The organism is Kitasatospora sp. NPDC034533 (assembly GCF_055575155.1).
This window is the reverse complement of the sequence record NZ_JBVITE010000097.1, coordinates 1-18,085: the sequence shown is the minus strand read 5'-3', so window position 1 is coordinate 18,085 and position 18,085 is coordinate 1. Positions and strand designations below refer to the sequence as shown.

Annotated in this window: 13 protein-coding genes and 2 pseudogenes; 12 read left to right on the top strand and 3 right to left on the bottom strand. The window is 75.7% G+C overall.

Annotated features, from left to right (window positions below; all coding sequences use genetic code 11):
• Window positions 1-287: 287 nt before the first annotated feature.
• A complete protein-coding gene (locus ACZ55U_RS36720) occupies window positions 288-2,795 on the top strand; it encodes a DUF4118 domain-containing protein (protein ID WP_465533550.1) in 2,508 nt (835 codons plus the stop codon).
• Window positions 2,796-2,835: 40 nt separating this feature from the next.
• The gene (locus tag ACZ55U_RS36715; protein WP_465533548.1) at window positions 2,836-3,453 is read left to right on the top strand and encodes an Rv1733c family protein; all 618 of its coding nucleotides are present in this window, start codon (window positions 2,836-2,838) and stop codon (window positions 3,451-3,453) included.
• Between the two features lie 30 nt (window positions 3,454-3,483).
• Here ACZ55U_RS36715 and ACZ55U_RS36710 read toward each other — a convergent pair whose 3' ends face one another.
• Window positions 3,484-5,847: a glycoside hydrolase family 65 protein gene (locus ACZ55U_RS36710; RefSeq protein ID WP_465533546.1), complete on the bottom strand. Its 2,364-nt coding sequence runs from the start codon at window positions 5,845-5,847 to the stop codon at window positions 3,484-3,486.
• A 175-nt stretch (window positions 5,848-6,022) separates the two neighbouring features.
• Here ACZ55U_RS36710 and ACZ55U_RS36705 point away from each other — a divergent pair, with 175 nt between their 5' ends.
• Together ACZ55U_RS36705 and ACZ55U_RS36700 are read left to right on the top strand one after the other, a co-directional pair.
• A complete protein-coding gene (locus ACZ55U_RS36705) occupies window positions 6,023-8,746 on the top strand; it encodes a bifunctional acetate--CoA ligase family protein/GNAT family N-acetyltransferase (protein ID WP_465533544.1) in 2,724 nt (907 codons plus the stop codon).
• Window positions 8,747-8,843: 97 nt separating this feature from the next.
• Window positions 8,844-9,131: pseudogene (locus ACZ55U_RS36700) on the top strand (CBS domain-containing protein); the annotation flags it as partial.
• Here ACZ55U_RS36700 and ACZ55U_RS36695 read toward each other — a convergent pair.
• Window positions 9,039-9,419: pseudogene (locus ACZ55U_RS36695) on the bottom strand (MBL fold metallo-hydrolase); the annotation flags it as partial. The pseudogenes ACZ55U_RS36700 and ACZ55U_RS36695 overlap by 93 nt on opposite strands.
• Before the next feature lie 160 nt (window positions 9,420-9,579).
• Between ACZ55U_RS36695 and ACZ55U_RS36690 the strand changes: the two are divergent.
• The 5 genes from ACZ55U_RS36690 to ACZ55U_RS36670 all read left to right on the top strand — a co-directional run bounded on the left by ACZ55U_RS36690 (window position 9,580) and on the right by ACZ55U_RS36670 (window position 13,015).
• Window positions 9,580-9,738, top strand: coding sequence for a hypothetical protein (locus tag ACZ55U_RS36690; protein WP_465533542.1), 159 nt, complete (start codon window positions 9,580-9,582; stop codon window positions 9,736-9,738).
• Window positions 9,735-10,337 (top strand): CBS domain-containing protein, encoded by a 603-nt coding sequence (locus ACZ55U_RS36685; protein WP_465533540.1) that lies wholly within the window; start codon window positions 9,735-9,737, stop codon window positions 10,335-10,337. The genes ACZ55U_RS36690 and ACZ55U_RS36685 overlap by 4 nt, the downstream gene beginning before the upstream one ends.
• A 14-nt stretch (window positions 10,338-10,351) precedes the next feature.
• Window positions 10,352-11,158 (top strand): universal stress protein, encoded by an 807-nt coding sequence (locus ACZ55U_RS36680; RefSeq protein ID WP_465533538.1) that lies wholly within the window; start codon window positions 10,352-10,354, stop codon window positions 11,156-11,158.
• 70 nt (window positions 11,159-11,228) lie between these two features.
• Entirely contained in the window at window positions 11,229-11,912 is a 684-nt protein-coding gene (locus ACZ55U_RS36675; RefSeq protein ID WP_465533536.1) for a response regulator, read from the top strand.
• Between the two features lie 122 nt (window positions 11,913-12,034).
• Window positions 12,035-13,015 carry an Acg family FMN-binding oxidoreductase gene (locus tag ACZ55U_RS36670; RefSeq protein ID WP_465533534.1) on the top strand — a complete coding sequence of 327 codons (981 nt, stop codon included), beginning with the start codon at window positions 12,035-12,037 and terminating at the stop codon, window positions 13,013-13,015.
• A gap of 3 nt (window positions 13,016-13,018) precedes the next feature.
• On the opposite strand, the gene ACZ55U_RS36665 is transcribed toward ACZ55U_RS36670, so the two are convergent.
• Window positions 13,019-14,728, bottom strand: a complete 1,710-nt coding sequence (locus ACZ55U_RS36665) for a GAF domain-containing sensor histidine kinase (RefSeq protein ID WP_465533532.1) — start codon at window positions 14,726-14,728, stop codon at window positions 13,019-13,021.
• Window positions 14,729-14,925: 197 nt separating this feature from the next.
• On the opposite strand from ACZ55U_RS36665, the gene ACZ55U_RS36660 reads away from it, so the two are divergent.
• The 3 genes from ACZ55U_RS36660 to ACZ55U_RS36650 all read left to right on the top strand — a co-directional run bounded on the left by ACZ55U_RS36660 (window position 14,926) and on the right by ACZ55U_RS36650 (window position 17,999).
• The gene (locus ACZ55U_RS36660; protein WP_465533530.1) at window positions 14,926-15,969 is read left to right on the top strand and encodes a zinc-dependent alcohol dehydrogenase family protein; all 1,044 of its coding nucleotides are present in this window, start codon (window positions 14,926-14,928) and stop codon (window positions 15,967-15,969) included.
• A gap of 26 nt (window positions 15,970-15,995) precedes the next feature.
• On the top strand, window positions 15,996-16,649 hold the full coding sequence (locus ACZ55U_RS36655) for a pyridoxamine 5'-phosphate oxidase family protein (RefSeq protein WP_465533528.1): 654 nt from the start codon (window positions 15,996-15,998) through the stop codon (window positions 16,647-16,649).
• A gap of 528 nt (window positions 16,650-17,177) precedes the next feature.
• Window positions 17,178-17,999 carry an SDR family NAD(P)-dependent oxidoreductase gene (locus tag ACZ55U_RS36650; RefSeq protein WP_465533526.1) on the top strand — a complete coding sequence of 274 codons (822 nt, stop codon included), beginning with the start codon at window positions 17,178-17,180 and terminating at the stop codon, window positions 17,997-17,999.
• Window positions 18,000-18,085: the final 86 nt, after the last annotated feature.

Below are 18,085 nucleotides of genomic sequence, written 5' to 3'. Positions count from 1 at the left end.
GACGGGTAAGCGTCCTGTGGGCGCTCCTGCGCGACAACCGGGTCTTCACCCCCGATCACGTCGCGCAGACGGCTTGACTCGGTCATTGAGACTCCCTGGCTCGGTGCGGGGCCGGGTGGTGGCCCGGCCGTCCGTAGTTCCATGGCACCACCGATCCCGGACTCCCGGCAGGGGCCGGGCGACCCCTGCCGGGGGCACCGTTCGCCCCGGTGCCCGCCCGTCCTAGCCGGCTGGGGCCGGCTTCGGGGAGGGCGCAGCATGGAGGTGGAGGAGGTGGCAGGGCGGCGGTGAGCGGGAAGCTGCGGGTGTTCCTGGGGGCGGCGCCGGGGGTGGGGAAGACGTACGCCATGCTGCGGGAGGGCCGGCGGCTGTCCGGTGAGGGGGTGGACGTGGTGGTCGGCCTGGCCGAGACGTACGGTCGCCGCGGGACGGAGGAACAGCTGGGGAACCTGCCCGTGCTGCCCCGCAAGCGGGTCCGCTACCAGGGCGTGGAGCTGACGGAACTGGACGTGGACGCGCTGCTGGCGCGCCGCCCGGCGCTCGCGCTGGTGGACGAGTTCGCGCACACCGACGCGCCCGGCGGGCGGAACGGGAAGCGCTGGCAGGACGTGCGGGAGCTGCTGGACGCGGGGATCGACGTGGCGACCACGCTCAACATCCAGCACCTGGAGAGCCTCAACGACGTGGTCGAGCAGATCACCGGCGTCGCCCAGCGCGAGACGATCCCCGACGAGGTGGTGCGTTCCGCCGACCGGATCGAGCTGGTCGACCTGAGCCCCCAGGCGCTGCGGGCGCGGATGGCGCATGGCGAGGTCTACCCTCCGGACCGGATCGACGTGGCGCTGGAGCACTGGTTCCGGGCCGGCAACCTCGGCGCCCTGCGGGAGCTGGCCCTGCTCTGGCTCGCCGACCGGGTGGAGGAGGAGCTGGCCGACTACCGCGCGCGGCACGGCATCCGGGCGCCCTGGGAGACCAAGGAACGGATCGTGGTCGCCCTCGACGGCTCCGCCCAGGGCGAGCACCTGATCCGCCGCGGGGCCCGGATCGCCACCCGGGTGCACGGTGACCTCATCGGCGTGCACGTCCGGCTGGACGACGGCACGGCCGAGCGGGAGCCGCCGGGCCTGGCGGCGCAGCGCGACCTGCTGCGGGAACTGCGCGGCGGCTACGTCGAGGTGAGCGGCGGCGACGTGGCCCGGGCCCTGGTGGACTTCTCCCGCTCGGAGAGCGCCACCCAGATCCTCCTCGGGCCTACCAGCCGCAGCCGGCCGCGCGAGCTGGTCTCCGGTTCGGTGATCAACCGGGTGATCCGGTCGGCGGGCCCGATCGACGTGCACGTGCTGCCGCCGCCGGAGCCCGGCCTGCTCACCGTGCCGCCCTCCCCCCGCCGTCGTCGTCCGGCACCGGTCCCGCCTCGTCGGCGCCTGACGGCGTGGCTCCTGGGCCCGGCCGGGACGGTGGCGCTGACCTGGGCACTGTCGCCGCTGCGCGACGCGCTCGGTCTGTCCGGGGCACTGCTGTGCCTGTTGCTGGTGGTGGCGGGAACGGCCCGGCTCGGCGGGCTGCCGCCCGCCGCCGGTGCCACGGCCGCGGGGGCGCTCGCGGCGGACTTCCTGTTCACCGTGCCGCACGACAGCCTGACGGTACGGCGGGGCGCGGACGTCGCGGCGCTGTCGTTGTTCCTCGCGGTGGCCGGGGTGATCTCGCATCTGATCGACGGGCTGACGCGGCGTTCGCGGCAGGCGGACCGGGCGCGGGCGGAGGCGGCCGTGCTGGCGAGGCTGGCGGGGGAGACGGTCGGATCCGGGGCCCGGACGACGGCGGACCTGGTGGCGGAGCTGCGGCAGCTCTTCGGCCTGGACGCGGCCGCGGTGCTCGTCCGTACCGGACAGCTCTGGCATCCGGAGGCCTCGGCCGGTGCGGCGGTGCCGCTGTTCCCCGACGAGGCGTCCCCGTCCGTCGATCTGGGGGACGGCGCGGTCCTGGTCCTGCGCGGTGCGCCGCTCACCGAGGAGGACACCCGGCTGCTCGGGCCGTACGTCACCCAGCTGAAGCTGGCCCGGGAGCGGGCACGACTGGCCGCGCGGGCCGCGACGGCCGGGGAACTGGCGCGCACCGACGCGATGCACGCCGCTCTGCTGGAGACCCTCGGGCGCGATCTGCGGGCACCCCTGGCGGCGGTGCGCCGGGAGGCCGAGCGGTTGCCCGTGCCGGGCGGGCGGCGGATCGGCGCCGAGGTGGACCGGATGGAACGGCTGACCGCCGATCTGCTGGACCTGAGCCGGTTGCGGGCCGGAGTGACGCCCGTGGTGCTGCGGCCGGTCACGGTGGGTGACGTGCTCCGGGCCGCCGCCGAGGGAGTTCCCGGCGTACGGATCGGCCCGACGGCGGCCTTGCCGCCCGTGCTGGTCGACCCGGGGCTGTTGGAACGGGCGATCGCGGACCTCCTGGCCCAGGGCGCCGCCGGCCCGGTGGAGGTCGACTCCGGTCCGGTGGCCGGGCGGGTCGACATCCGCGTCACCGTCCACGGGGACCGGCCGGGAACTCGGGAGGAGGCCGGCTCCGCGGTGGTCCGGGGCTTCGTGGAGGCGATGAACGGCGAACTGGCCGTGGAGGAGGCACCCGGCGGAGGCACCGCCTACGTGCTGAGCCTGGTCCCCGCGGAGCCCGGCCGGTGCCCGGCGGACACGGGGCCCGTCGGCGGTGGCGCGCGCGGGCCGCGCGGGGGAGGTCCTCGGGACCGGGAAACGGGGCCGTCAGGCCCTCTCGGGAAGGCCGCGGCCCCGGAAGACTGAACGTGACAGCACCCGCCGCCCGGCACCGAGGAGGCGCGTCATGGCCGCCGCAGCCGCCACGCACAGGCACTCCGTCTCGCGCACGACCCTGCGCGGGCACGTGTGCCGGGCCGTCGGCCGGGACCACAACCCGCTCTGCCGTCCGGTCGACCGTGCCTACAGCCGGCTGGTGACCGCGGTGGCGCTGATGGTGCTCGCCACCTTCGTCCTGACGGCCGTGGCCGTCCTGCTCGTGTACCGCGCGGAGACGGCCGACGCGCGGCGGGTCGCCCTTCACCGGCACGTGGTCACCGCCGTCACCACGGGCCCGGCGCAGTCCGGCGATCCCCGGTCGGGCAGCGTGCGGGAGCTGGCTCCGGCCCGCTGGGAGTACCGGGTGGGGCCCGGGGCGGGCTACGTCCCCGTGCCGGAGGGAACGGTCACGGGGACCGCCGTCCCGGTCGGGCTGGACGACGCCGGACAGCCGAGCGCCCCGCCCAGGTCGGACGAACTGATCGGCACGGACGCGGCCCTGGTCGGCCTGGGCACGGTCCTCGTGCTCGGGTTCGCCACCGAGGGCGCGTTCGTGCTGCGCCGCCACCAGCTGGACCGCCGGGCCGAGCGGGGCTGGGAGCCCGCCTGGGAGCGGGTCGAACCGGGCTGGTCCGGGCGGCGGTGAGGAGGAGCCGACGTCGAGGGCCTCCGGTGTTCAGAGGTGGAAGAGCCTGGACTCGCCGGGCCGGATCGTCGTCGTGGTGCCGCGCAGGCGGATGCGGACCGCCTCCTGCCGGTCCTGCCGCAGGCTCACCGTGACGGTGCGGCGGTCGACGGCGACGGTGAGGCCCCAGTGGCCCCGGTAGCGCAGGTCCAGTTCCAGCCGGCCGAGGGCGGAGGGCAGGCGCGGGTCCAGCCAGAGGGCGTCCTCGCGGACCTCCAGGCCGGTGTAGCAGCGTTGCAGCAGGTCGACGGCGCCCGCCATGGCGCCCAGGTGGACGCCCTCCGCGGTGGTGCCGTGCTGGCTGTCGCGCAGGTCGGCCACCAGGGCGTCGCGGAAGTGGTGCCAGGAGGCGCGGCGGTCGCAGCGGGTGAGCACCCAGGCGTGAACCACGGAGCTGAGCGTCGAGCCGTGGACGGTGCGCCGCAGGTAGTAGTCGGTGGTGCGGCGCAGCAGTTCGTGGCCGGCCGGGTGGCCGAGGCGGCGCAGCAGGTCGCGGACCTCGCGGGCGGAGAACAGGTACCAGAGCATCAGCGTGTCGGCCTGCTTGGAGGCCTTGTAGCGGTTGACGGTGTCGCCCTCGGCCTCCAGGATCCGGTCGAGCCGGCGCAGGTCCGGGTAGCGGCGCCGGTAGGTGGGCCAGTCGAGTTCGGCGAGGCGCTCGTAGCCGTCGAACTGGCTCAGGACACCTTCGTGGAACGGGACGTGCAGGTGCCGGCCGACCTCCTGCCAGCGGTCCAGTTCCGCCGCGTCGAGCGCCAGTCGCTCGCGCAGCTCGTCGCGGCGGTAGCCGGGCAGGACGTCCAGGGCGTCCTGGGCCCGGGCCAGCACCCAGGACGCCAGCACGTTGGTGTAGGCGTTGTCGTCCAGGCCGGGCGAGGCCTCCCAGGGGTAGCCGTCGTGGTACTCGTCGGGGCCGAGCACGCCGCGGATGGACCAGTGGCCGCGGGCCGGGTCGCGCACGGCAGCGGAGGACCAGAACCGGGCGATCTCCAGCAGCGTCTCGGCGCCGGCGGTGGCGAGGAAGTCCCGGTCCCCGGTGGACTCGTAGTACTGCCAGATGTTGTACGCGACGGCCGAGCCGACGTGCCGCTGGAGGTGGCTGTGGTCGGGCAGCCAGCGGCCGGACAGCGGGTTGAGGTGCATCTGCTGGGACTCCTCGCGGCCGTCCCGGGCGCTCTGCCACGGGTAGGCCGCGCCGCGCAGCCCGAGCGCCCGGGCCTGGCGGCGGGCGGCGTCGAGGCGGCGGTGGCGGTAGCGGAGCACGGCCCGGGCCAGTTCGGGGAAGCGGAGGTTGAGCAGCCGCAGGACGAACAGCTCGTCCCAGAAGACGTGCCCCCGGTACGCCTCCCCGTGCAGGCCCCGGGCGGGCACGCCGACGTCCAGGTCGATGGAGTGCTCCGAGTAGCTCTGGAGCAGGTGGAACAGGTTCAGGTGCAGCGGACCGGCCCCGTCGAAGTCGGCCTCCATCCGGCACCGGCGCCACAACTCCTCCCAGCGCAGGGCGTGTTCGGCGAGCAGCCGGTCGAACTCCCCGGCCTCGGAGACGAGCAGCCGGGAGGCGAGCAGCGGGGTCTCGACGGCCCGGTCGCGGGAGGTGTGCACGGCGACGGTCTTCGTCACGGTGACGGGCCGGCCGGGCGCGATCCCCACGGACAGGAGGTGGGCGGCCCACCCCTCGTGGACCTCGGCCGTCGCGGCGTGCTCCCGGTCGACGTCCGTCCGGGCACAGAGCGCGATCCGCACGGCGGAGTCGACCGTATCGGCTTCGAGCCGGAGCAGGCCGCTCTCGTCCACCCCGTGTCCGGCCGCCACGAGGTGGCGCTCGGCCAGTCCCCGGTAGCGGGCGACCCCGGTGTTGGCGACGCGGCCGTCCAGCCCCGAGCGGACCTCCAGCGAGCCGGACCAGTTCTCCGCGGCGAAGGTGCTCTGCAGTGCGAGCAGGTGCGGCCGGGCCTGGCTGGCCAGGCGGCGCTGCACCAGACGGGTGCGCCGCCCCAGGGCGTCGACCACCAGGGCGGAGCGGGTCAGCAGACCCCGGCGCAGGTCCAGCTCCAACGTCTGCTCCGCGGGCGGGCCGGCGAACCACTCGCCTCCGGCGGGGCGGAAGGACAGCGGCAGCCAGTTCGGGCAGTTGACCAGGTCCTCGTTGCCGACCACGCGCCCCGCGACCGTCGAGCGGGCGCGGTCGTAGCAGCCGGCCAGGTACGTCCCCGGGTAGTGCACCCCGTCGGCGACCGACTCCGGTGCGGCGCCCCGGCTGACCAGATAGCCGTTGCCGACCGCGCACAGCACCTCCCGCAGGCCCTCCTCCGAGGGGTCGAAGCCCTGGTAGCGGAGGGTCCACGGGTCCGGCATGTCGGGATACCCCGCGGGTGGGTCTGCTGCCACGACCTGACCTCCGTGCCGACCGGCCTGCCTCCCAGTCTGCGCACGGTGCCGCCTGGCCGCCGCCCGAGCGGCCGGGGCCGGTCGGCCCTTCCCCCACCCGGGTGCGGGCGCGGAGCCTGGAGACGGAGACAGGAGGTGTGCCATGTCCACCGTCCACGCGCCCGGCAGCGTCGAGGCCCTGCTGGCCGACGGCACGACCGTCGAACTCCGGCCGCTCGGCCCGGACGACCACCCCGCCGTGCTGGACCTGCACGCCGCCGGGATGTCCGAGGAGAGCCGCCGGATGCGGTTCTTCGGCGTCAGCCGAGACGCGCCGCGGCAGGCCGCCGACCGGCTGTGCGGGCCGCCGCGACCCGGCCTGCTGGCGCTCGGGGCCTGGGCGGGGGAGGAACTGGTCGGCGAGGCGGACTGCGAGCTGCTCGACGAGCCGGCGGAGACGGCCGAGCTCGCCCTCGCGGTGGCCGACCGCTGGCGCCACCGGGGCGTCGCCACCCTGCTGCTGGAGCACCTGGTGCACGCCGCCCGGGCCGCCGGCATCCGCTGCTTCGAAGCCGACACCCTGTACGGCAACCACGCCGTCCGCCGGGTCTTCGCCGACCTCGGCCTGCCCGTCGAGCGCCGCTACGCGCCGGGCGAGGTCAGGGTCCGGGTGCCGTTGGAGGAGGGGGACGAGCGCTACCGCTCGGCGGTGGACGAACGCGGGCGCGGCGCCGACGTGGCCAGCCTCACGGCGCTGCTGCGCCCCGCCTCGGTCGCGGTGGTCGGCGTGTCCCGACGGGAGGGCGCGGTCGGCCGGACCGTCTTCGGGAAGATCCGGCGGGGCGGCTTCGCCGGGCCGGTGTGGGCGGTCAACCCGCACGCCGGCGAGATCGACGGCGAACCCGCGTACCCGTCCGTCCGCGCGCTGCCCGCCGTACCGGACCTCGCCGTGCTGGCCGTCCCCGTCGGCGCCGTCCCCGGAGCGGCCGAGGAGTGCGGCGCCGCCGGGGTGCGGGCCCTCGTCGTGCTCACCTCCGGGCTCGGCGCGCAGGAGGCCCGAGGGCTGGTGCGCGCCTGCCGAAGGCACAGCATGCGGCTGGTCGGACCGAACAGCCTCGGCTTGGCGCAGACCGATCCCGCCGTGCGGTTGGACGCCGAGTTCGGCGGAGCCTTCCCGCGGCCCGGCAGCGCCGGGGTGGCCGTGCAGAGCGGCGGTGTGGGGATCGCGTTGCTGTCGAGGTTGGCCTGGCTGGGCATCGGGGTGTCGAGCTTCGTCTCGCTCGGCGACAAGTACGACGTCAGCGGCAACGACCTGCTCCAGTGGTGGGAGGCCGACGGTCGTACCGACCTCGCGCTGCTCCACCTGGAGTCCTTCGGCAACCCGCGTGCCTTCGCCCGCACGGCCCGCCGGGTGACCAGGAGCATCCCGGTGCTGACCGTCGACGCCGGACGCTCGACGGCCGGCCGCCGGGGCGCCGCCTCGCACACCGCGGCCGCCGCCACCCCCACCGTCACCAGGGAGGCGCTGTTCCGGCAGGCGGGCGTCACGGCCACGCGCAGCGTCGACGAACTCGTCGAGGCGGCCGCCCTGCTGCGGGCCCAGCCGCTGCCCGCCCCGCGCGGTGCGGTCGCCGTGGTCTCGAACGCCGGGGGCATCGGCGTCCTCGCCGCGGACGCCTGCGCCGAGGCCGGCCTGGAACTGCCGGAACTCCCGGCGGAGCTGGGGAAGCTGCTGCCGCGCGGCGCCTCCGTCCGCAACCCGGTGGACACCACGGCGGCGGTCGGGCCGACCGAACTCGCCCTGTTCCTCCGGGCGCTGGAGCGCGAGGAGGCCGTCGACGCGATCCTGGTGTGCCTGGTGCCCACCGCGTTGGGCACCACCCCGGCCCGGGATCCGGTGCGCGCCCTGCTGGAGGGGCCGGCCCTGCGGTCCGTCCCGATCGCCGCCGTGCTGCTCGACCAGCAGGTGCCCGTGCGCTACCGCACCTGCGCCGACGGCGGCGTGCTGCCCGCCTACTCGGACTCCGTTGCCGCGGCCCGGGCCCTCGGCCACGCCCGGGACCGGGCCCGATGGCTGGCCGAACCGCCGTCCGCGCCCGCCGACGTGCCGGGCTGCGACCGCCGTACCGCCCGCAGCCTGGTCGACGGGTACCTCACCGCCCACCCCGGGGGCGGCTGGCTCGACCCGCTGTCCACCGCAGACCTGCTGGAGTCCTACGGGTTGCCGCTGACCACATCCGTGTGGGCCCGCGACGAGCACACCGCGGTCGCCGCCGCGAACGGGCTGCGCCCGCTCGGCCACCACCACGAGGTGGCGCTGAAGGCCTACTGGCCGGGACAGGTGCACAAGAGCGCGCTCGGCGCGGTCCGTACCGGCCTCGCCAGTGAGGCCGAAGTGCGCTCCGCCTACCGGGAGTTCGCCGAGCGATTCGGTCCTCGGATGGCCGGCGCGGTGGTCCAGCCGATGGCCGTGCCCGGTGTCGAACTGCTGGCGGGGATCGTCCAGGACCGGGTCTTCGGCCCCCTGGTGGTGCTCGGCGCGGGCGGCACCGCGGCGGACGTGCTGGCCGACCGGTCGGCCAGGCTCGCCCCGCTCAGCGAGCGCGACCTGACCACCATGGCCGCCGAACTGCGCAGTGCGCCCCTGTTGTCGGGCCACGCCGGAGCACCCGCCGTGGACCTCACGGCGCTCCGGTCCGTCCTGGCCCGGCTCTCCCGCCTCGCCGACGACTTCCCGGAACTCGTCGAGGCCGACCTCAACCCCGTGATCCTGAGCCCCGACGGCGCCCTCTGCGTGGACGCCCGGGTGCGCCTGGAACGCCGTCCGTCCTTCGATCCCTACCTGCGGCGGCTCCGGAGGCCGGCCGCGGCCGAAGAGGAGGAGTGACACCGTGAAGCACAGCATCCTCGACGGAACGGCGGGCGGAGCCTTCCCGTCCGCCGAGCCGCCGCCACCGGCCGGGCCCACCAGGGTCCGCGACTGCATGAGCCGTCCCGGCGTCGCCGTCACCCCCGGGACCGACCTGGCCACCGTCGCCGCCGTGCTGAGCGCCTCACGGCGGGGCGTCGTGCCCGTGGTCTCCGCGGACGGCACCGTCACCGGCGTGGTCTCCGCTTCCGACCTGCTCACCGCCTACGCGGAACGGGACCCGGAAGGGGAACTGGCCGCCCGGGACCTGATGACCACCCCGGCGGTGACCGTCACCGAGGAGACTGGACTCCCCGAAGCCCTCGCCCTGCTGACCGGCGAAGACCTCCACCACCTGCCCGTGGTGGACCCCGACGGCCGCGTGGTGGGCCTGCTCACCTCGCACGACCTGCTCGACGCCGCAGTGGTCGAGGTGGGTGTGGGTGAGCACGACGGCCCGCACGTCGGCCGCGTCGAGCGGCAGCGGGCGACGGTTGAGCCGGCGCAGTTCGGCCAGCCCCTGGAAGAGGCCGCAGTCGATCATCACCCGGGCGTGGTCGGTCTCGACCAGGAACTTGCTGCCGGTGACGGTGCCCACGCCGCCCAGGAAGGTCAGCAGCCCGGGGCGGGGGGTGCGGGTGCCGGTCGTCATGTCCGCCTCCGGGGGTGCCGAGGTCCCTCCCATCGTCCTGCCGACCGGCCGGGCTGTCCTGGGCCGGAGCGGCCGGGCGGCATGGACCGACCGGCCCTGTCCGGCGGTCGCGGACGCGCGGACAGTGGAGAACGGGACCACCGGAGGAGGAGCGAGGAGGATGCGGCACCGCAACGCCGACGGCGTGACGGCCCCCGAGGTCGTCACCGCCCGGCCCGACACCCCGGCCGAGGAGGTCGCGGCGCTGTTCCACCGCGACGACGACCGTTCCCCGGAGCACCCCGTCACCTGCCGCGCGGATCGTAGGAGGCCGTCATGACCCGCACACCGAGCACCGTCGCCGACGTGATGACCCACGCGGTGGTGGCCGTCGGCCGCGACGCGGACTTCCGGGAGGTCACCGACACCCTCCAACGCTGGCGGGTCAGCGCCGTCCCGGTGCTGACCGGCGACGGGAGGGTGGCCGGGGTGGTCTCGGAGGCCGACCTGCTCAAGGCCAGGGACCGCGACGGCGTGCGCGCCGAGGCCCTGACCGCCGGGCGCATGATGTCCGTCCCGGCGGTCACCGTGCACCCCGGCAGCCCGCTGGGCGAGGCCGCCCGGGCGATGGCCCGCGGCCACCTGAAGCGGCTCCCGGTCGTCGACGAGGAGGACTACCTCATCGGCATCGTCAGCTGGGGCGACCTCCTGAAGGTCTACCTCGACGACGACCGGGAGCTCGCCGACCGGGTGCGCTTCGAGCTGGTCGCCACTCTCGGCCCCGGTGCGGGGACGGGCACCGACATCCGCTGCCAGAACGGCCGGATCACCCTGACGGGCGAGCTGCCGGACACCGTCTCCGCGGCGGTCCTGGAACGGCTGGTGCGCTCGGTGCCCGGCGTGGTCGGCGTCGAGCTCCGGCTCGCCGCGCCGGCCTGAGCACGGGCGCGGACATGGTCGTGCTCGCCGCCGTGGACGGTTCCCCGGAGAGCCTGGCCGCCGCCCGCTGGGCCGCCGACGAGGCCGTGCGGCGCGGCCTGGGGCTGCGCCTGGTGTACGCGTGGCCCTGGCCGCAGCACGCGGCGCCGGGGCTGCCCGGTGTCGGCGAGGCGCGCGGGCGGGCGGTCGGCATGCTGGCCGACGCCGCCGCACGGCTCCGGCAGGCCCATCCGGACCTGGCGGTCGACACCGTACTGGTGGACCAGCACGCACCCGCGGGCATCACGGCCGCGGCCTCCTCGGCCCCGGCCGAGTCGCTGGTGCTCGGCTCCCGCGCTCCCCGCCGGCCGATCGGCTCGGTGGGCCGGGCCGTCGCGGCCCGGGCGAGCTGCCCGGTCGTCCTGGTCCGGGAGCCCCCGAGCGCGCCCGGGCCACCGCGCGAGGTGGTGGCGGGGATCGACACCGACGACCCGGCCCAGGCCGCCCTCGCCTTCGCCCGCCTGAGCGCCCTGGCCGCCGACGCCCCGCTGCGGGTCCTCCACGCCTGGACGCCGTCCCCGGAGAGGCCCCCGCGCTCCGCCGCCGAGCGGGCGCTCACCGCCGAGGACCGGGGACGGGCCCTGGCCGAGCTGCTGGCGTGGGACCCGGACCCGCCCGCCACCCCGGACGTCCGGCAGGCCCGGGCGGAAGACGCGCTGGCGGACGCCACGGGCTCGGCCGGCCTGCTCGTCCTCGGCCGCCGGGGGCACCGCCTCGGCCCGGTGACCCGCGCGGTGCTGCGGCGTGCCCGGTGCCCGGTCGCCGTCGTACCGCGCGGCTGAGGCGCTGCGCGGGCCGTGGCGGGCGCGCAGAATCGGTGGTGCAAGCCGCGCGCACCGCAGGGAGCAGGCCATGGACACGCCCCAGGCAGAGAAGTCCGTACGGGTGTTCCTGCTGGACGACCACGAGGTGGTCCGCCGGGGGGTGCGCGACCTCCTGGAGGCCGAACCGGACATCGAGGTCGTCGGCGAGGCCGGTACCCGCGCCCAGGCACTCGCCCGCGTCCCGGCGCTGCGCCCGGACGTGGCGGTGCTCGACGTACGGCTCCCGGACGGCGACGGGGTGACCGTCTGCCGGGACCTTCGGGACCGAATGCCCGGGCTGGCCTGCCTGATGCTGACCTCCTTCGACGACGACGACGCCCTGCTCGACGCGATCATGGCCGGCGCCGCCGGCTACGTCCTCAAGCAGGTCAAGGGCGCCGAACTGGTCGCAGCGGTGCGGACGGTGGCCTCCGGCCAGTCGATGCTCGACCCGGCCACCACCCACAAGCTGATGGAGAGCCTGCGCCACCACGAGCAGAGCGCGACCGACGCCGCGCTCGCCGGGCTCACCGCGCGCGAGCGGGAGATCCTCGCCCTGGTGGGGGAGGGCAAGACGAACCGCCAGATCGGCCAGGAGCTGTACCTCGCCGAGAAGACCGTGAAGAACCACGTCTCACGACTGCTCGCCAAGCTGGGCGTCGAGCGTCGCCTCCAGGCCGCCGTGATCGCCGCCCACGCCGAGCCCGAGGAGCCCCACCGGCACCCGCACTGAGACGGGAGGCCGGGCGGGGCCGGGCGGACCCGCAGGGGGGAGCCGATCGGCCCAAGCGGCAGGCCGGTCCCGGCCGCACGCTGGAGGTGGCCGGGCAGCCGGACGGACTCCTGGAGGCGGCCATGTCCCCCCTCGCCCTCGACGCCCCCGCGCTGGAGAAGCTCGTCTCCGCGGCGGTCGCGGCGCCGTCGATCCACAACAGCCAACCCTGGCGCTTCCGGCTCCGGCCGGGCACCTCGACCCTGGAGGTCCGGGCCGACCGCAGCCGGGCCGTCCCGGTCGCCGACCCGAAGGGACGGGCGCTGCACATCTCCGTCGGTGCGGCCGTCCTCAACCTACGGGTCGCCGCCCGCCACCTCGGCTGGGCACCCGACGTCCGTCCGCTGCCCGACCCGGCCGAGCCGGACCTGCTCGCGGCCGTCCGGCTCGACACCCCGGCCGGCGCGCCGGCCCCGGGCACCGAGAAGCTGTACGAGGCGATCTGGCGCCGGCACTCCAGCCGCATGCCGTTCACCGGCGAGCCGGTCCCACCGGCCGTCCTCGACGAGCTGACCGACGCCGCCCGCGCCGAGGGCGCCGCGCTCCACCTGCCCGGCCACGCGGAGACCGCCCGGTTGCTGCACCTCACCGCCGAGGCCGAGCGCCGCAACACCACCGACGAGGCCCAGCGCACCGAGACCCGCACGTGGATCCGCGACGGCGACGCACCCCCCTACGGGATCCCGGGTGCCGCGCTCGGCCCCCAGGACGCGACCGGCCACCTGCCGATGCGCGACTTCTCCGCCATCCGAGCCGCCGAGCACCAGGCTCCGGCCGCATTCGAGCACGCGCCCCGCATCGCCGTCCTCACCACCGACCGCGACGGCCGCGCGGACTGGCTGCGCGCCGGCCTCGCCCTGGAGCACGTGTTGCTCGCCGCCACGGCCCACGGCGTCCGGGCCTCCCTGTTGCACCAGGCCATGGAATGGCCCTATCTCCGCTGGGAGGCCCGCGACCCGCACCGGGGTCCTTGCTTCGTCCAGATGCTGATCCGCCTCGGCTACGGCCCCGAGGGCGCCCCGACGCCCCGCCTGAGCCCCGGCGAGGTGCTGGAGCGGGACTGACTCCTACCGCAGGGGTACCTGCCAACGCAGCTCGGTGCCGCCCTCCGGGCGGGCGTGGGCGATGAAGGTGCCGCCCAGGGCCGCGGCCCGGTCTGCGAGGTTGACGAGACCGCTGCGCCGGCCGGTCCCCGGCAGACCGACCCCGTCGTCCGTGACCGTCACGGTCAGCTCGTCGCCGGCGGACACCGTCACGTCCACGGACCCGGCCCGGGCGTGGCGGGCGGCATTGGACAGGGCCTCCTCCAGGACGGCGATCGCCGCGTCCGCCACCTCGGCGGGCACGGTGACGTCGAGCAGGCCGCTCATCCGCAGGGCCGGGGCGAAGCCGAGGGAGCGGGAGGCCCGGTCGACCACCTCCACGATGCGGGCACGCAGGCCGCCCGCCGCCGGGCCGTGCTCGCGCAGCCGCAGGCCGAAGATCGTGGCGCGGATGGTCCGGGCGGTCTCGTCCAGGTCGTCGATGGCCCGCAGGACACGGTCGGTCGCCTCCGGGTGGTCGATGAAACGGGTGGCGCCCTGGAGGGTCATGCCGGTGGCGAAGAGCCGCTGGATGGCCAGGTCGTGCAGGTCACGGGCGATCCGGTCGCGCTCGCGCAGCAGGGCGATCTGCTCGGAGTCCCGGCGGCGCTGGGCCAGCTCCAGCGCGACCGCCGCCTGGCCGGCGAATCCCAGCAGGGGAGCGGACTCCTCCTCCTCGAACAGCGGGGCGCCGGCGGCCCGGGCCAGCAGCAGCACGCCCCTGATCCCGTGCTCGGAGGTGCCGACCGGCACCGCGACCGCGGGCCCCAGCCCCTCCCAGCGGGGCGGCCCGGCGGTGACCCGGGGGTCCTTCCGGACGTCGGGGCTCACCACCAGCCCTCCGGTGCGCAAGGCCGCGCCCATGAACGAGCCCTCGATCGGCAGCACCAGGCCGCGGTGCTCCCGCTCGCCGAGGCCCACGGCGATCCGCACCTCCAGATCGGCGCTCTCCGGCAGCGGCACGGCGACGACCGCGAGGTCCGCTCCGGCGATCTCGGTCGCCCGGGAGAGCAGCAGGTCCAGCACCTCCTGCTCGGCGCTGCCCGACAGCAGACTGCTGGTCACCTCGGCGCTCGCCTCCAGCCAGCGCTGGCGCCGGCGGGCCCGGGCGTAGAGCCGGGCGTTGTCGATCGCCACCCCGGCGGCCACGGCGAGGGTGGCGAGCACCGACTCGTCCTCGGCGTCGAAGTCGCCCCCGCCCCGCTTCTCCGTCAGGTAGAGGTTCCCGAACACCCGGTCCCGGATCCGGATCGGCACTCCCAGGAAGCTGCGCATCGGGGGATGGTTCGGTGGGAAGCCGTAGGAGGCCGGGTGCTCGGAGAGCCGACCGAGCCGCAGCGGCTCGGGACGGCGGATCAGCTCGCCGAGGATCCCGTGCCCGGAAGGGAGGTCGCCGATCAGCTTGACCTGCTCGTCGGTGACTCCGACCGGGATGAACTGGGACAGCCGCTGGTCCTCGCCGATCACTCCGAGCGCGCCGTACTCGGCGTCCACCAGGGTGACCGCGGCCTCCACGATGTGCTGGAGCGCCTGGGACAACTCCAGGTCGCGCCCGACGGCCAGCACCGCCTCCAGCAGGCTGTGCACCCGGTCCCTGGTCCCACGGGCGGCGTCCAGCCGCGCCTGGAGCTCCTCCAGGAGCTCGTCCAGCCGCAGGTTCGGTACGGGAGCGGGACTCTCCGGCTCGCTGCCCAAGGGAACCTCCGTGGCTCGTCCCCCCGACGCCCACTGACCAGCGTAGGCGCGACCCCGCTGGCCAGCGGGCGTGAAGGGGGCCCATTGGCCCACCAGGAGCACCCCGGCGGCCCCCTGGCGGCGAGGGCGGCCCGGGAGAACGCTGGAGGTGCGGGCGGAACCGCCCCGGCCAGCCCTCCGAGAGGAGTGATCGCGGCATGAAGGCGCTCACCTACCACGGACCCGGTCGCCGCACCTGGGGCGACGTGCCCGAACCGGCCGTCCGGGACCCGGAGGACGCCGTCGTCCGGGTGGACGCGGCGACCATCTGCGGCACGGACCTGCACATCCTCAAGGGCGACGTCCCCGAGGTCGAGCGGGGCCGCGTCCTCGGTCACGAGGCCGTCGGCACCGTCACCGAGACCGGCCCGGGCGTGCGCGGGATCGCGGTCGGCGACCGCGTGCTGGTCTCCTGCGTCTCCGCCTGCGGCCGCTGCGCCTACTGCCGCGCGGCGGTCCACGGGCAGTGCACCGGCGGTGGCGGCTGGATCCTCGGCCACCTGATCGACGGCTGCCAGGCCGAGTACGTCCGCACCCCCTTCGCGGACACCTCGCTGTACGAGCTGCCCGAAGGCGTCAGGGACGAGGACGCCCTGCTGCTCGCCGACATCCTGCCCACCTCCTACGAGGTCGGCGTGCGCAACGGCCGTGTCGGCCCCGGCGACACCGTCGCGATCGTCGGCGCCGGACCGATCGGGTTGGCCGCCGTCCTGACCGCGCGGCTCTACAGCCCCGCCCGGGTCATCGTGGTCGACCTCGCGCGCAGCCGCCTCGACGCCGCCGCGCGGTTCGGCGCCGACACGGTGCTCACCCCCGCTGAGACCACTCCGGAGTCCGTGCGGCGGCTGAGCCGCGACGGCCTCGGTGTGGACGTCGCGATCGAGGCGGTCGGCGTGCCCGAGACCTTCGAACTGTGCACCCGCCTGGTGCGCCCCGGCGGCCACGTGGCCAACGTCGGAGTGCACGGGCGGTCGGCGGTGCTCCACCTGGAGGACCTCTGGATCCGCGACGTCACCATCACCACCGGCCTGGTCGACACCGGCAGCACCCCGATGCTGCTCGACCTGCTGGCGGCCGGCCGGCTCGACATCGGCGGCCTGGTCACCCACCGTTTCGGCCTCGACGAGATGCAGGAGGCGTACGACGTCTTCGCCGACTCCGCCGACACCGGTGCCCTCAAGGTCGCGCTGTTCCGGACGTGATCGCCATGGACGGAGGAACCGCCATCATGAGCGTCCACCCCGACTGCGGCGACATCGCCCGCCGGATCATCCAGCGGTGCGGTCAACTGGGGCTCAGCGAGGGGACGCTGGCCCATCGGGCCGCGATGTCCCACGCCTACCTCCGCCAGCTCCTCTGCTCGGGGCCCGAGTTCGATCCGCCCGGTTTCGTCCGGATCGCGGCCGTGCTCGGCATGACCTGGCCGGAGCTGCTCTCCGGCCGGCGCCCAGACGCCCCGTCCGGGCAGCTCGACGCCGTCCCGCACACAGGGCTCCGCCGCCTCACCGAGCCGCAATGCTGGGAGCTGGTCGGGACCCGGGGCATCGGCCGGGTCGGCCTGCCCGGCTCGTCGGCGCCGGCCGTGCTCCCGGTCAACTACGTGGTCGACGCCCGGACGGTCGCCTACCGCACCGCACCGGGGGGAGCCGCCGCCCCGGCTGACGGCGCACCCGTCTCGTTCGAGGTGGACCGGATCGACGAGCAGCGGAGTGCCGGCTGGAGCGTCCTGGTCCTCGGCCAGGCCCAGCTGGTCGACACGGCGGAGGAGGAAGGGCGCCTCGCGGCGCTCCCCGGCGCCACTCCCTGGGCCGGCGGCTCCCGCCCCCTCTGGGTGCGCGTCCGCCCGGTCGCCGTCACCGGGCGCCGCATCGACCCGGGGTGACGTCCGTCGGACAGCGGCACGGCCGGGCTCGCGATGGGGAGAGCCCGGCAGGGGCGGGGGCCGTTGCTGACGGCGCCTCGGCGGACGAGTCGAGGCAGCGTCGGTCGCGCGTCAGCGGTTCGTCAGGGTTTCGTCAGGACTTCCCGCCGGAGGGTGAAGCGACTTGCTTCGAGGCCCGGCCCGGGATTCGATGGGGCCATGCACCGCTCGACACGCCACCACGACCGCCCGCCGCATAGCCGGCCGCGGATCGTCGCTGTCGCGGTCGCCGTCCGGTAGCACCGAGCTCCTCCCCGCTCGCCTCCCGGTCGGGCGCACGGGCCGGGTGCCGTTCGACGCGCCCGTGCGGGTCACCGCCGTCCGTTCCCCTGTTCCGGAGGGCTCCGAGGGCAGGGGAACGGACGGGCACCCCCTCGTACCACCCCTCGCATCACATCCCTTGCCGCACCGGTGGCCCCGGAGGCGTACGGCGTCGTGCCGCACACCGCCCGCGCACCCCGCCGGTGCCCTTCCACCCTTGGATGGGTCATGTCCGACGCCGTTCTGTCCGCCCGCACCGCTCTCGTCACCGGCGCCTCGTCCGGCATCGGCTGGGAGACCGCCCGGCTGCTCGCCGCGCACGGTGCGACCGTCCTCGTGCACGCGCGCACCGCCGCGGAGGCCGAGGAGGCCGTCGCCCGGCTCGTCGACGCCGGCGCCCGGCGGGGCCAACTCGTGTGGCTGGCCGCCGACTTCACCCGCCTCGCGGAGGTCGCGGCGCTGGCGGAGGCGGTTGCCGAGCACTACCCGGCGTTGGACCTGCTGGTGAACAACGCCGCCGCGGTGGCACCCGAGCGCTGCACCCTGACCGAGGACGGCAACGAGGTCTCGCTCCAGGTCAACTTCCTTGCCGCGCACCTGCTGGCGAAGCTGCTGCGCGCGCCGCTGTCGGCGGCCGGCGGTGCCCGGATCGTCAACGTCTCCTCCTCGCTGCACCGCACCGCCTCGATGAACTGGTCGGACCCGCACCGGGCGAAGAGGTACTCGCGGGTGGCCGCGTACGCGCAGTCGCAGCTCGCGCTCACCATGGCGACCTCCGACATGGCGCCGGCCGGCTCCGGCGTCACCGCCGTCAGCCTCCACCCGGGCCAGTGCGCCACGGCGCTGCTGCCGCTCTACGGGCGCACCGGTGCACCGGCCGCGGAAGGGGCGGCGGCCGTGGTGCGGCTCTGCCTGCCGGCGACAGTCGTGACCAACGGCGCCTACTACGACGGGGGTTCGGTCGCGCCCACGGCGCCGGCCGCCCAGGAGGAGCGCTCGGTGAAGCGGCTGGCCAGGCTCGCCGACCAGCTGGTGGCCCAAGCTTCCTAATGTCGTTGTCAAGCGGCCTCGGTGACCGGCGGTGTGACTTGGTAGCACCGCCGGTCACGGATCAGGGCCCACAGGACGTTGACGCG

Bases quoted from the DNA above. Each gene is read 5' to 3' on its own strand.
- ACZ55U_RS36655 (WP_465533528.1), top strand. From the start codon at position 15,996: ATGAGCGTCCACCCCGACTGCGGCGACATCGCCCGCCGGATCATCCAG.
- ACZ55U_RS36705 (WP_465533544.1), top strand. From the start codon at position 6,023: ATGTCCACCGTCCACGCGCCCGGCAGCGTCGAGGCCCTGCTGGCCGAC.
- ACZ55U_RS36685 (WP_465533540.1), top strand. From the start codon at position 9,735: ATGACCCGCACACCGAGCACCGTCGCCGACGTGATGACCCACGCGGTG.
- ACZ55U_RS36710 (WP_465533546.1), bottom strand. From the start codon at position 5,847: ATGCCGGACCCGTGGACCCTCCGCTACCAGGGCTTCGACCCCTCGGAG.
- ACZ55U_RS36680 (WP_465533538.1), top strand. From the start codon at position 10,352: ATGGTCGTGCTCGCCGCCGTGGACGGTTCCCCGGAGAGCCTGGCCGCC.
- ACZ55U_RS36715 (WP_465533548.1), top strand. From the start codon at position 2,836: ATGGCCGCCGCAGCCGCCACGCACAGGCACTCCGTCTCGCGCACGACC.
- ACZ55U_RS36660 (WP_465533530.1), top strand. From the start codon at position 14,926: ATGAAGGCGCTCACCTACCACGGACCCGGTCGCCGCACCTGGGGCGAC.
- ACZ55U_RS36675 (WP_465533536.1), top strand. From the start codon at position 11,229: ATGGACACGCCCCAGGCAGAGAAGTCCGTACGGGTGTTCCTGCTGGAC.
- ACZ55U_RS36690 (WP_465533542.1), top strand. From the start codon at position 9,580: ATGCGGCACCGCAACGCCGACGGCGTGACGGCCCCCGAGGTCGTCACC.
- ACZ55U_RS36650 (WP_465533526.1), top strand. From the start codon at position 17,178: ATGTCCGACGCCGTTCTGTCCGCCCGCACCGCTCTCGTCACCGGCGCC.
- ACZ55U_RS36670 (WP_465533534.1), top strand. From the start codon at position 12,035: ATGTCCCCCCTCGCCCTCGACGCCCCCGCGCTGGAGAAGCTCGTCTCC.